At 64.0% G+C, this 14072-nt stretch carries 8 protein-coding genes; 2 read left to right on the top strand and 6 right to left on the bottom strand.

What is annotated here, in order from left to right; genetic code table 11:
• Positions 1 to 24 precede the first annotated feature (24 nt).
• On the top strand, positions 25 to 381 hold the full coding sequence (locus FXF65_RS11010; protein WP_222868501.1) for a hypothetical protein: 357 nt from the start codon (positions 25 to 27) through the stop codon (positions 379 to 381).
• A 125-nt stretch (positions 382 to 506) separates the two neighbouring features.
• Here the strand turns inward: FXF65_RS11010 and FXF65_RS11005 are convergent, their stop codons facing one another.
• On the bottom strand, positions 507 to 989 hold the full coding sequence (locus FXF65_RS11005) for a hypothetical protein (protein ID WP_148349658.1): 483 nt from the start codon (positions 987 to 989) through the stop codon (positions 507 to 509).
• Between the two features lie 431 nt (positions 990 to 1420).
• Complete coding sequence (locus FXF65_RS11000) at positions 1421 to 2968, bottom strand: ATP-dependent nuclease (protein ID WP_222868500.1); 1548 nt, start codon at positions 2966 to 2968, stop codon at positions 1421 to 1423.
• Between the two features lie 1270 nt (positions 2969 to 4238).
• Here FXF65_RS11000 and FXF65_RS10995 point away from each other — a divergent pair.
• Entirely contained in the window at positions 4239 to 4457 is a 219-nt protein-coding gene (locus FXF65_RS10995; protein WP_148349656.1) for a hypothetical protein, read from the top strand.
• Positions 4458 to 4606: 149 nt separating this feature from the next.
• Here the strand turns inward: FXF65_RS10995 and FXF65_RS10990 are convergent, their stop codons facing one another.
• The 4 genes from FXF65_RS10990 to FXF65_RS10980 form a co-directional block, all read right to left on the bottom strand.
• Positions 4607 to 7993: an NACHT domain-containing protein gene (locus FXF65_RS10990; RefSeq protein WP_187412215.1), complete on the bottom strand. Its 3387-nt coding sequence runs from the start codon at positions 7991 to 7993 to the stop codon at positions 4607 to 4609.
• A gap of 657 nt (positions 7994 to 8650) precedes the next feature.
• A complete protein-coding gene (locus FXF65_RS10985) occupies positions 8651 to 9160 on the bottom strand; it encodes a hypothetical protein (protein WP_148349654.1) in 510 nt (169 codons plus the stop codon).
• Between the two features lie 397 nt (positions 9161 to 9557).
• Positions 9558 to 9728 (bottom strand): hypothetical protein, encoded by a 171-nt coding sequence (locus tag FXF65_RS43630; RefSeq protein WP_187412214.1) that lies wholly within the window; start codon positions 9726 to 9728, stop codon positions 9558 to 9560.
• A 1920-nt stretch (positions 9729 to 11648) separates the two neighbouring features.
• Positions 11649 to 13871 carry a tetratricopeptide repeat protein gene (locus FXF65_RS10980; protein ID WP_187412213.1) on the bottom strand — a complete coding sequence of 741 codons (2223 nt, stop codon included), beginning with the start codon at positions 13869 to 13871 and terminating at the stop codon, positions 11649 to 11651.
• Positions 13872 to 14072 lie beyond the last annotated feature (201 nt).

Here is a 14072-nt window from a genome sequence, read left to right as displayed (position 1 = left end):
GGAAGGTGGCGAGATACTTCGCCAGTGGACCTGCTTGGCCGCTGGGAAAGATTCGTTGCGGAATGCGAGCGTGGTTATCGGCAGGATGACGAGGACTACGTCAATGATCTGACTTCGCGCATGGCAATCGAGCGTGCCATGCGAAGCGAAGAACTTGCTCGATTTCCTGAGATGGCGGAGTTCCGGCGACAGGTTGTGCGAATTGATGAACGATTTCGTGTATTGCTGCACCCGGATGTCTTTCCTAACCTTCCGGCTGAAGAGTGGTGGGCGCGCGGTATGGTGCGATACGCCGGACACAAGCTCGTCAATGACCTCCGAAAGAGAGGAGTGACCATCGACCTCGTTTCGGAGGGCAACGATGCACCTGACGATTCGTGATCAGAATGCAACGTATGAAATTAGGAAATGGTGCCGGTGGCTCGGGCCAGTTCCTGAACAATCCGCCAGCCAAGCAGTGCGCGCGGCGCGGTGCGGATCTGGCGCCTCGTCGCTGGGAACGGCACTCAAAGCATGCTGAAGTCGGCCCACATCGACCCCAGTATGAGCACTGGCCCGCGGGCGGGGTCGGCCAGCAGCGCCTGCAGTTCGGCGGCGGCCTGTTCTCCGCCCGCGGGTTGCAGGTAGAACTGGGCCTCGTCCAACCAGATCACCGTGCGCGCCGCGAGCCGCCCGGCGCGGACCGCTTCGGCCAGCGCGGCCGGTCGTTCGGGGGTGAGTGGGTGCCAGATCCGCCGGTCGGGTAGTTCGCCGCGGATCGCCTCCCAGCACGCCCGCGTCTTGCCCGTCGAGGAATCGCCGACCACGAGCACCATGCGGCTGCCGTGTGCCGCGCCCGCGACGGCGGCGCGCAACCGGTCATCGAACTCCGGTCGGGGCAGGTACATCGGCAGTACCGGCACCTGTGCGGACGTGCTTGCGGTGTTCGCCTCGAACGCCTGGTGCACCTCCAACGCCAGCGCGTCCTGCTCGCCCAGCTCGCCGATCACCCGACCCGGCGGCCCTGAGGAGCGCGCCTCGCTGTGCTCGCCGAGGTTGATGATGAGGTCCTGGCCAGCGGTGTAGGCATCGCGTGCCGTCCAGATTCTGGCGGACTACGGACTCGGCTCTCGGCTCGACCTCGGACTCAAACTGCGGCGTTTAGCTCGTCCCGATCGGGCGGCGGATCGCTTTCCACACCTGCACGCTACGGAGCTCCCCCGCGCGGTGCCGCCCGTCGAACGCGGATGCAGTCGCTCGGCCACGTCCGGCCATGGGGTGGGCCGCGCGTTCGCCGTCATCGTGGCCTGAGCACACATTGGTCTTCTGGGGAGGCTCAGCCATGCTGTGTCGATCGTAGGGCTCAGCCACAGGCGATGCAGCACGAGCCAGGCCGCCGTCACAGCCATCTGGACTGGTTTGCAGCCTGGCTTTCAGGGCTTCACACTTGAGGGGGTGGCTTAAGCACCCACTCATTGAGTGGAGTTTCCCTACCTACGTGCATCCAATAGCCAACCCACTTAAGCGGCTTAAGTACCGTTATCTTGTATCTGCCCTCAATTGCCTCTACTTGAACCAGTTTAGAGTCGGTCTCTGATGTCGGCCCCACGGGCGCGGTCGCCCAGACTCCGGGATTAACACGATGTTCCCGAAGAAGGTTCTGTGCGATCCTCTCAACCTCCACGCACAGCGTCTCGAACTCGCTAACTGAAACATCGAGTTGGTAGCTGGCCCACTTGGCGACGGCATCCAGTCCTGAATGCTCTTTGACTCGCTTTATGAGAGCCTTTGCCCTAACGTTGTGTATTTCAGTCCCCAGCCCGAGCGCATCTTCCAGTCGTCCATCTTTATGAAGCCATACACCGGCAGACCTCCAGACATCAAGGAGAGCATCTCTGCGCAGCGCATAAACTCTGTCATCGTCGCAAGATACTTCTAGGCCAGCCAGCCAGCGGGCGCGCACGTCCGGCTTGCTTTCCAATTTTCGCTTTTTAGCCTCATGTCTAATTGGTTGAAGTACCTCACTGGTTTTCGCTGGGTCTGCAAGGAATGAATTCCGAAGATCCTCTTGGACGCCGGACCGTCGATCCACAGTAGCTTGCATACTTGGGTCAAAGATCGAATCCAGATCGCTGACTGCGCGCGCGTCGAGGCCGACGAGAGTCGCCATATCTAGCCATATTGGAATAAGGCTTGAACTCCCGCAAGGTATGAAGTCCGTTTGTGCAACTACGGTGGCCGGCATGTTCTTTGCGACTGCTTCCTTCAGTGCAATCACGTCATCCGGGCCTTCCACCAGTACAGGCCTTGGGCTAAAAACCAACTCAGACACCAGCGTCGGGTACTGGCCCAAAGACTCAGCAATCCTCCTGGCATGGTTGTGATGGAGGCGGGTGTCCAGCCCCTCACCTAGCCGTTTGGGCTTCTCTCCAGAGAATACGATTATTGCATCGAGGTCATCGAAGCTTCGAGGTGCCAGTGCACGCGGCTCATGCGTGACTACGATTCCGTTTCTTCCAGATACTTCGCACTCACGTTGAAGCTCGGTAATCAAAAGGCGCGTAAGCGACGGGTGAAGATGAAGCTCTGGCTCGTCTACAACAATGACCCGCCAGTCGTGGCGATAAAGTTTGCTCAAGAACACAATAAGTTCTTTCAGGCCATGACTCTCATCTCGGATCAGCGAATATCGAACCTTATCCTTTGTGATTTGGACGTCGAGGAAACCTGAGATGTCAACCAGGTCGAATCTTCGACCAAAGGCAGCCCCGAGAACGGATGCCACTTTGATGCGCACATCAGGCATATTGCGCATCGCGATTAACGCATCGGTGGCCAGACCGTAGTTTCTGGCGTCTTCGAGCGCCTTGCTTTGTTCTCCCGGAGTCAACGGACTACCCTTAATGGGCGCAGGATTCTTTTCCCCAAGCTGAGGGAAACGGGACATCCAGCCCGTGAGGCGGTCGGTGGATAGATAAGCTATCGGCACACCCTGGTTCCTCAAGAGCCTGCACGCTGTTTCCGCCGTCTTGCTTTTACCGGTCCCATTGCGGCCGACCAAAAATTGGACTGGCTTGTCCCAACTAAATGTGAACCATTCGTCTTTCGTTTGGGCCTGAAAGACCATCCCTCTAGTCAGAGCAAGTGGCGGAAGGTCGTCAGTCGAAGGAACGGAACTCTTGGCTGATGGCTCACCTGGACCAACTGGGATTGGCATGCCGCCAAGATACCTTCAGCCCAAGCCAGCCGCTCTTGATTCACGTCGAGGAGGTCTACGTCCTCGCGGCACGCGACGTGATAGTCGGGCGGTGCGTGGCGGGTCGGCCCGGAGGGGCCGCATGCCTGGCCCCGAGCTACCGGCGGCGGCCGCGTAGCGGGTGCCCGCCACACTTCCCACGAGTCGCCAACCTCGGGGAGTAGGCAGAGATCAGAGGCCGGTGTCGCCACGCCGCGCATCTATATCAGCAGGCCGCCGCCGGGCACCCCGACGCACTCCTAGAGTTCGACCTGCCGCATCCCCCGAGACCGGCCGGCTGGCAGGCGACGAGGCTCATCGAGCTGTCGTGGGCGAGCGCGGGCGTGGCCGCGGCGGCGGTGACCGCGAGGCCGAGTCCAGCAGCTGTCGCGACTCCCAGGAATCTTCGCGTGGTGCGTCTCACAACAATGCCTTCCTTCCGTAAGGCGTTCTTTCGGACGAGGCACAGCATCGTCAGACGCACATGGCAAAGGAAAGAGGAAAGGCCGTTCGAAATCGTGCGAAGCCGTTCGATATGCGGGGAAACAGTGTCGCGAACAAGCCTTTGCCAGCCCGTGCCGCTCGACCCGAACCACCGGCGCAGCTCATGGCGGCAGAGAGTCGATGTGCAACCTCGGTTGATGCTTGTCGTTTTACTATCGGGTGATGGTTGACGCCGGTCCTAGTCCTCGCACTCGATGTGGCCGGCGTGGGTGAGATCGCCGGACGGCGCGGGTGCGGGCGTGGCGGGCCGGCAGGGCCGCGAGCGGCCGGACGGGTGGCGCGGCTGGCACTGGCGGTTGGCGGCAGTATGTGGATGCTGGGGCCGGGTGTCCGATGTTGGCTGGTACACGTCGACGGAGTGAGGGTTGGCGGCACGGAGGGGCTGAGCGGTAGGGGTCTGGCGGATGCGTTGGATACGGTGTGGGGCCAGGCGATGCCTTGGGGACCGGGTTGTTGGCTGGGGCGGCGATTAAGGCGTCCAGGAGGCGCGCGGCGCAGCGCCGAGGCCACCCAGCGGTGCATGTTCGAGCTGACCGAGCAGGGACAGGACACCGACCGGTTCACCGCCGGTGCTCAGCTCGGCGACCTCTCGCCGGTCAGCAAGCTCGGCGGTGTGCACGTCCTGTCCGACCACGCTTCCATTCGTGAGTTTTCGCCAGACCTGCATCATTGTGCTGCTGCGCGTTCCGGTGCCAGTCCTAGCACCGCCGAGCGGGGTGACGAACCCAACGAGGGGTAGGTTCTGGGCGAGCATGCCGCGACCGAGGAGGGTGACCGGGAGGTCCACCACACACTCTCCTTCCATAATCGCAAGAGATTATGTTACATGTCCACTGGCATCGATCTCCTCAAATGCTGGACCAGACGAATTCGTGTAGCATTAGCACGTTAAGTGCGCACAAGAAGGAGTACCTCGTTGTTGTGAACCTGAGATTCCCCACCCTGGTCGACGTTCAATCCGTGCCATGCCTCGGCAAAGAGATCGGTGCTTTGGGCGTTGCCCAGTTTCTGAGATAGCGCCAGCGCGGCGAGTACCCCTAGCCGAGCGCAGGCGATAGTGTGTCGGTCACAACGTTGCCTGCGTCGAGCGACCGCATCAACATAATTGCGGACCATGTCGATAAATCTTACCGCTTTGTCTTCTTGGAGATGCCTGTTAGACGGCAAATCGTCGATGAATGTCCGGCGGGCAAGACCCAGCACGTCCGCTGGTTCCCTGTGCTTACGTCCGGCCATGCTTGGCGTGTCAGAAAGCGTTCGAACCGAGAAGTTGTGAAAATCACTGAAAAGCTTACCTTGTCGTGAGAGATTTGGCGTCCACACGTCTAGCAAGCTTGAGTAAGCCGCTACTGACAGGCGTATTTCAGGTGCCCGACCGGTCAATGCTGCTATTCGGTTGATGGCTCCATCGACGTCATTGTTGTTGAGGAGGTCGATAGAGGTTTGGCGATGTTCAAGGATCTCATCGGCGAGATTTTGAGTCTCCTGTAGTGCATGGACAACGCCTTCAGCAAGATGGGCGTGGCGGGTTGGTGCAAAGGGAGAAGATATGTTGGGGAGTCGAGTGAAAAACTGAGCTAGAAGCTCGCTGCGGTTTAGTGCAGCATTAAAACTCCGGTCAAACTCTAGGGAGAAATCTGCCGTGAGGCCGAGGGTCTGGTCGAGTAGGCGGTCCAGGGCCTGTGTCAGGAAAGGATTTCCGGCGGGCCTCGCAATAGGTTGGTGATATCGCAGCAGCTTGCGCAGCCTCCCCGCCAATCTCATATCAAGTTCGTATGTCAGGGAGCGAGCAACATTTGCACTGAGTCCAGGCAGAACCTCCTCCAATGCTGTGGTACGATCTTGGTCGTAAGTAGGGTCAATATCCAAGGCGATGCTCTGGCGGAGTCTGGCGCTGAGTTCGGTGGCCAAAATGGATATAGAACTATTGGCGCGGTTGAGGCTGCGGATAAGAGTTCGAGCGAGCGCGAGCCTTAGGGTTAGGTCGAACGTCTCACCGTCGTCCGCGTCAGGGGTCGAGATAAGTGCCAGAACGTGATTGCCGCCGGAGGCGGCATTAAGGGCCCATGGCAGGTATCGGGACGTTGAACTAAAGTCAGCCGCTACTTGTTTGGTAAGTTCATTGGGAAGGGGCGCGTACCGAACTGGAGCCCGTTGCGGTGTGAACAAGCCCGGGCGCGTCTCGTCTTGCAGAACCCAGACGGGTCGGTGACCTAGACCACTGATCAGATCCAGGGCAGGGTCTGTCATCTCAGAGGCAACGGGTAGCCGGTAGGCGGTGCCATCATCGAAGAGGGCGTTCAGCCATTGGACGAACCGATTTGCATCATCGGCCCAGATGCCCGTGACTGGCGCCTCGTCGTGGCTGGCCCGGTCTTGCCCATACCCGTTCTGCGATGGGGTGTGTAGCCCCGCAGCCTGCTCCTCTCGCACAAATTCGGCATACAGATCTCGGCCGACCGGATGTGCGCAAATTGGGACGTCTTCGCTGAGTAGGATGACCTCATGCAAACTCTGCATCGCCTTGACCGCCGTGATGAGCCGTCGGCGGTCGGGATCGTGCTCAGTTGCTGTCGCTGTAAGCAGGTCGTCGAGTTCGCCGCGTGTGTCAGGATCCACCTGGCGAGCTTGGTCTGCACAGGCGAACGCGAGTGACAGAGCACGGGTAGTGCCTGCATCCAAGCAGGCGCGAATCACCTCGGTCGCGTCGGCGCGCGCGACCCACAGCAGCGTGGTCTCGCGCCACCACGGATCGTTCACTGCGGAGACCAACGGTTCGGTGCGGCCACTGTCTCGAATATGCGCTGAGGCTAGATACTCCTGCAGGGTGAGATGTGCGAAGGAATACACGCCCTGCTCACGCTCCACCAGGAGACCGCTTTTATTAATCTCAGAGAGGAAGACATCGGGCAGTGCTGCCGGGGAAACTTGACGCAGAGGAAAAGCGATGGCTTCACATGCTTCTGTGAAGGGAATGTCCCGAATCTTTTGCGTCATCATCGTGTGGGCCATCGCCCGAACGACATGTTCTTTCTGGTCGCCACTCAGGCCGGTGGGGTTGGATAGCTGCTTGGCTTCTTGGCGGCGGTGTAGAAGGACCTCGCACATCTCGGCGTAGAGGGCCGCGCGGCTACCGGGCAGCGCGCCCTTGTACCGATGCACATTGGCGATCATCGTCAGCAATAGCGGGTTGGCTGCCAAGTCGTACAGGGCGGGTTGGCGTCGTAGCCGGTCGAGTAGATCTTCAGCCTTGCGGTCAGCAACGGCGCGGAGCTCTCGGCCCGGTGCCTCGGTGGCGCGGCGCTCAATCGCGTGATACCAGCTGTGCAGGAAGCGGGACACCTGTTTGCCGGTGAACCTGCGTACCTGCAGGACGTTGGCGTTAGGCAGGGGGTTTGCCTGGTAGCCATGCGGCCGGGAGGTCAGCACGTACTCGTTACTCGGATATCGATCGATCTGGTCGCCGATCCAACGGGCGACCCGGCTGCGCTCGGTCTCGTCAGCGACCTCGTCTAGCCCATCGAGCAGAATTAGGCAACCGCCCCTGTCCAACCGGCTTTGAATCCAGGCCGGAGATATACGCCCCGCCAGCCAACTCGCCGATACTGCAACTGCGCTCAGGTCGGGTGGGTCCTCGGTAAGGATCATTCTGGCGTGATCGCGCAAGTATAAAAGTACGGGCAAGGTCCTGCGTCGAAAAATGCGCCTAAATCCGTATTGACGGGATGACATGTACAGGCTCTTTCGGCCTTCCGACCGCCAGAGCGTGCGCCAGTTCCGGCTGCTCAACTCCAGAGCGGTTTTTCGCACCAGCGTTGTCTTTCCCGACCCTGGCCCGCCGATCACCGCCAGCACTCGCCGGTCACTGCCTCCTAGGAAGGACCGCAAGGCTCGGCGTTCTCCTGGCCTCTGTGCTGGCGCGCCAATAAAGGGTTCTCGATCGGTGTCCTGGGGAGGCCGTGGGACCAGGCTGACATCGACGTAGACTTGCTGCATCCGGAGTACGAACTCGCTTTGAGTGGCGATGCCGACGGTCTCCATGTCGCGCACGCTGCCTCGGATTTGCCGCAAGTAGGCGCGGCGTCCGACGCCCCGCCCTACGCCTGAGACGTCGCTTCCGCCAGTGGCTTCAGGGCTGAACAACTCTGCGTATATGGCGGTGATCGCTGCCACACAGAGTGAAACAATGGCCCAGTTCCAGCTCACCTTCGAGTCGTTGAGTACTTGGTTGGCCGTCACAGCGCAGACCACACCGCCCGCAGCGGTAGTTGTCACCCGGGCGAGCTTGCGTGATGGCCTCACCATCGCCCCCTCTGCCCCAAGACGCCTCCTCAGTCCCCTTGTGAAGCTCGACCCCTTGTCTTGCGGTCTCGAATATGGATAACACAATCGGTATTGGGGGCATGCGAACTTAATCAACCTGGTATCGATGGGGCGGATGCACGGGTGGGCAGGATGACACGCCAATAGGCATCGTGGTGCTGGTCGACAGGGCCGAAGTGAGGGCGGTGGCACGCCGGAGGAAAACGGATTGCTGCAGCGACCAAGCGGCGTTTCCTGAGCCCACTCGTGAGCGCCGATCCCGATCCCGATCCCGGTTCCGATCGCGAAGACGAGTCCGAACGCGATCCCGAAGATGAGGCCGAACGCGATCCCGAAGGCGAGTCTGGCGAGGCGGCTGATGGGGGTGTGGCTGATGGCGGCCAGTCGCCACCAGGCCAGGTCTCGGGGGGACGGTGTCCAGGAGGTGGCGAGGTAGCCGAGCCAGCGGGTGGCTTGGTGGGGGTCGTGTCGATGGCGGGGGCGGAACAGGTCGGCGGGGTCGATGCTGGGTAGGCGATTGTTGATGGGGGCGGCGACGAGCTTGTCGAACAGGTATGTCTGCAGGTGGCGCGGAGTGGGGAACCGCGTGGAGGCGGTGAAGGCAGTGGGTCAGTGCGGGTGGTGATGTGGGTGGTGCACAGGCCACAACCCCAACGGGGTGGAGACGACGTCGGTCAGGTGCGGGGCACCGCCATCGCGGATCTGTCGCAGGGTGCTGGCCCAGTCGGGCGGCGGTACCGGTGGCAGGCAGGAGGCCAGGTAGTCGGCAGCGGTTCCGGGGGCGAGGGGTTGGGGCTGAATGACGGCGGCGGAGGCCAGCACGTCGCGGGCGAGGGCGGCGTCGGTGAGCTCGCCGGTGCGGCTGGTGAGGATGACCTGGTCGCTATCGGCAGGCGACCCGTTCAGCGCGGCGATCACAGCGGTGCGGCCTTGGGCGGGGATCTCGTCGAGCCCGTCCAGCACGGGCAGAATGTGACCGCGCTGCACCAGTACCTCGGGCGCGTCCGGCCCGTATCGCGATGCCCGCAGCGCGGGGTAGATGTCGGTGAGGCGGGCGGCGAGCCAGCCCTGCAGCCGTGGGAGACGTTCGGTGTCCCAGTTGGCGATCGAGACCAGCACCGGGACCGGGTCACTTGGGTCAGGTGGTCGAGCAGTTCGCGGACCAGTTGCACGGCCAGGGTGGTCTTGCCCGACCCTGGCCCGCCGACGATGACCAGGCGGCGGCGCCGCAGCGCCCGGAACCGCCCGGCCATCTCGCCGATTTGGTCTGCGGTGCCCGTCCAGGTCAGGACTCCGGCGGCGGTGATATGCGCGGGATGGTCCATGATCCGCGGGTCGGCCGTGAGTTCCCAGCGCACCGGGATCGGGGCCGGGTCGTCAAACTCGCGGATCCGGGCCTCCTCCCGCCACTGCGCGGCGACCATCGCCGCCAGCGCGTCCCTGGCCTCGGCCAGCGTGTCGCCGTCGGTGACCGGGACGGGGCCCCGCTGCCGCCACCACCACGCCACCAGGCCGATCACCACTGCCGGGACGGCCAGCACACCCCGACCAGCTGCGCCACGTTCGCCGAGGTTTGCAACCCTCCCTTGCCGCGCCAGGCGGCGAGCATCCACACCAGCAGCCCGGCCACCACCACCAGCCCGGTGGCCACGACCACCCCACGCCATAGACCGCCGCGCCTTCGCATGCTCACCATCGTCCGGCCACGGTGTGCCGCAGTGCCGGGAACTCGTACGAATCGTGACCAGCACCTTGGCGGCCACCTCCGGCCGCCCAGTCAAATGCCCGGTGCCCACATGCACGTCGGGCACCCTCAGCCCGCTGGGCCGTCAGTCCGGGCGATCGTGATCCTGGGGCGGATGAGGTGGGGGACAGGCATGCCCGCGGAGATCAAGTTCTGCCGTCCGACGCGGTCACTACTCCTCAGGAATGGTGTCTCCCTTTGATTCCGACCGGTCCCCGGCCCCCGGGGTGCCGAAGGCGGGCCATGGCGGTGCGCGACCAGCCAGCGGTGCGCAATGCGAGCCGCGTAAGGCATACCGCCGCGCCGGTCCCGACTGCATCGGTGCAACCCGATGATCGACAGATGCTGTGACGGAACCGGCGCACCGCGCAGCCAGCGGCATACAGACAGGTAAATCTTCGACCGGCTGGGGACTGGCCATGAGGTGGAAGGGAGATCTCCTACTCTGCCATGCGCGACTATGGCGCGTCTGCCGTTCCGAGATGCGCGGGGAAGCCGGTGGGCGGCGTTAGAAGTCCGATCTCCCAGACGCACCAGTTGGTTGCCGAGACCGAGGTTGACTTCGAAAAGGAAGCTCACTCCAATCGGCCGCCAGTCTGCGCCTCAACAGCCCTTGGCATGCAAATCTACCCACAAGAGCAATAGCCACCCACCGCCGGATCAACCACGATGACTAGCACAACGACACGGGGAGGACCTTCTTGACCCTGTTCATTGGGCTTGTCGGCGCGATCCTCGGTGCCCTTACCGGAGGTATCGGCACCTACGTCACGACACGCTCCAGCCTTAGGCTCACCCTTGAGCACTCATATGACCAGGCACTGCAAGCAAAGAGACTGGAGCGCTATCAAGCCCTATTTCACGTTTCCGAATGCCTGCCTCGCTATTGGCCTCCGATGGAGGACGAGCCAAAAAGAAGTGACCTGACGCACTACATGCGAAGATTCCACGACTGGTATTTCGGGGAACAGGCAGGGGGAATGTTCCTCACCCCGGCAGCAAAAGACAAATACATGCGCTTACTTAACCTGCTCGCGGAAACAGCATATCCAAGTGCGGGTGGGGGCGAGAGTGCAAGCGACTCTCCCCGCTCAGTCAGAGAATCGGAGGGGCTGCGTGAACTCGCTGGCGAACTCCGACGCCAGCTCGCCGAGGATGTCGGAGCAGCAAATCCACCCCGCCTCCGGGGGACGCGCCCAAATCCGCAGGCTCCACCGCCGAGCATCGGCAGCTAACCCAGAGAAATCACGCTTGGTTCAGAGAACCCGGCTCGGAGTTGTTCTATTGCCGGTCGGGTCCGGTCAGAGCATATGAGGCGGCTGGGACGGAGGACGAAGCAGCCCAGCACCAACCGCTGGACGTTCCTGAGCAGCCGCCCCCGCATTTGGCCCCATCGCCCGACGACCTCGACACCCGGAACCGGTGACCTGGGAGTGGCGGAGGCCTGGGGACTCGAACTCGGAAAGGCGGGTACCTAAACCGCTTTAGGAGAGCGGTGACCTTCGTGGGGCCGGGTTTGGCGCTCGTTGGTTTGGCGAGGTCAGTGTGGCTCTGCGGCCGTCCTTCGTGGGGTCTGCGGGGGTCTGGTTGGGCGTGGGAAGGCGCCTTTTGTGCCATCTCCGTGCCATCACGGCCCGGTTCTCGTGGACCCCCGGTGAAGGTTCGGTACATGCCTGGAGCCGGCACGTGAAGCGTTCCGGCTCCACCGCTTTCCGGGCCCCGGACGTGGCGGTGAAGGTCGCTCGTCCGGGGCCTTCGCGCGGCGTCGCCGCGGCGGGCACGTCCGGCGGGGTGGAAGCAGCGTCATGGCTAAGCGTGCTCCCGGCTGGTCGCGGTGCTTGGGGCCGACCCTGAAACTGGCCGCTAGGTCCAGGGGTCCTCGACATCTCCGGCGGCGGTCAGGCCGAAGCGGCGAAGTTGGTCGGCGCCGTCAGGGTCGCCGGCCTGCTCCCGCAGCTTCGCCAGGTACGACAGCGCGCTGGTGTCCCCGGCGTCGGCGGCCTGCCGGTAGAACTGTTCAGCGCCCTGGTGGTCGTCGGCCCGGTCCCGCAGCCGGGCCACATGAAGCAGCGCGTCGGTCTGCCCGGCGTTGCTGGCCTGCCGGTAGAGCCGTTCGGCGCTGTGGAGGTCCCCGGCCCTGAACCGCAACCAGGCTATGTCTATCAGCGCGTCGGGGTATCCGGCGTCGGTGGCCTGCTGAGCGAGTTGTTCGGCTCGCTGGTAGTCACCGGCCTTCTCCCGCACCCGGGCCAGGTCCACCAGCGCGTCGGTCTGCCCGGCGTTGCTGGCCTGCCGGTAGAGCCGTTCGGCGCTGTGGAGGTCACCGGCCTGCTCCCGTAGCCAGGCTAGATTCGTCAGCGCGGAGGTGTCCCCGGCGTCGGCGGCCTGTCGGTAGAGCCGTTCAGCGTCCTGGAGGTCACCGGCCATCTCCCGCAGCCAGGCTAGATTCGTCAGCGCGGAGGTGTCCCCGGCGTCGGCGGCCTGTCGGTAGAGCCGTTCAGCGTCCTGGAGGTCACCGGCCATCTCCCGCAGCCAGGCCAGGGTCGTCAACGTGTCGGGGCGCCCGGCGTCGGCGGCGCGCTGGGCGAGCCATTCGGCGTCCTGGTGGTCACCGGCCTCCTCCCGGAGCCGCGCGGTCAACATCAGCGTGTCGGCGTGCCCGGCGTCGGCGGCCTGCTGAAAGAGCCGTCTGAGGCCCTGATGGTCACCGGCCTGGTCCCGCAGCCGGATCAGGTACAGCAGCGCGGAGGTGTCCCCGGCGTCGACGGCCCGCCGGTAGAGGCGGTCGGCGTGGCGGTAGCGGCCTCTGTCCATGGCCTGCTTCCCAAGGGCGGTAAGGTCCTCGGGGGTTTGGGCGTGGTCGGCGGCCGCGGTCCAGAAGGTCGCTGGAGGGCAGAGGCGGGCGCGTTCGGTGCGGGCGTGCTGTTCAAGGTAGTCGGCCAGCCGGTACAGCCGTTGGGATGGGCGCGACTCACCGGGGCGGGGTCGGTGCTCGACCAGCGGGCCGGGCAGCCGCCGATGCTGGGTGGTGAGCTCGTCCAAGGCGTCGGTGTACCAAGGGGTGCCGCCGACCTGGTTCCACTCGTGGTCGTCGAGATAGCCGGGCGCGGCGCCGCGCAGCAGCGATTCGGACAGCAACAAGCTGTGGCCCAGGCGGCGGGCGTCCATCGCCGCCCACAGCACCGCCCGAGCCGCCGGGCTCGCCTGCTCGTAGCGGCGTAGCAGTTCGGGGGCGCCAGCCAGTTCCTGGGTGATCCGGCCGCTGTGCGCCTGCTTGGCAGCGGCGCGCAGGCGCGGGTCGGTGGAGATGGTGGCGGCCAAGCTGGCGAGTTGCACGGCGGTGAACTCCGGCGGGGCGGTGATGTACTCGGCCTGGTCGAGCAGCACCCGCGCGGCTTGGTGCGGATCCGGTGCCGAAGGGTCCTCGGGAACGGCGGTCAGCGCAGCACCGAATCCGGGCCACATCGATCCCAGCACCAGCACCGGCCCGCGCGACGGGTCGGCCAGCAGCGCCTGCACCTCGGCCGCGACCTGTTCTCCGCTTGCGGGTTGCAGGTAGAACTGGGCCTCGTTCAGCCAGATCACCGTGTGCGGAGCGACTCGTCCGGCGCGGACCGCCTCGGCCATTGCGAGCGGTCGTTCGGGGGCGAGGGGGTGCCAGATCCGCCAGTCGGGCAGTTCGGCGCGGATCGCCTCCCAGCACGCCCGCGTCTTACCCGTCGAAGAATCCCCGACCACCACCACCATGCGGCTGCCGTGCGCCGCGCCCGCGACGGCGGCGCGCAACCGGTCGTCGAACCCTGGTCGGGGCAGGTACACCGGCAGCACCGGCACCTGCCCGGACATGCTCGCCGTGCTCGCCTCGAACGCCTGGTGCACCTCTAACGCGAGCGCGTCCTGCTCGCCCAGCTCACCGATGATCCGCCCATGCGGCTGTGCGCAGGATGCCTCGCTCTGCCAGCCGAAGTTGATGACGTATTGGTCCCGGCCCGCAGTGTAGGCGTCCTGGTCGGCGGCCACCGCCTGCCGGACCCCGGACCCGGGCTCATGCAGGTTGGACGGCTCGCCCGGAGGATTGCTTCCCACACCGTGCACGCTACGGAGGTTCTCCGCGCGGTACCGCTTCACCACCAGCAGAACCAGTTGTTCGGCCGCGTCCGGCCATGCAAGGAACCGCGCGTTCCGCATCGCATTGGTCTGGTCGTGCCGCGTTCCGGGCGTACGGAGCCTCGCCCCGGTGGTCGCCCGCCTGGGGAACCACAACATCCCCGCCATGACCGCCACCGC

Source organism: Actinomadura syzygii (assembly GCF_008085905.1).
Lineage (GTDB): Bacteria > Actinomycetota > Actinomycetes > Streptosporangiales > Streptosporangiaceae > Spirillospora > Spirillospora syzygii.
The sequence above is the reverse complement of the archived record's forward strand: the minus strand, read 5'-3'. Positions and strand labels throughout refer to the sequence as shown.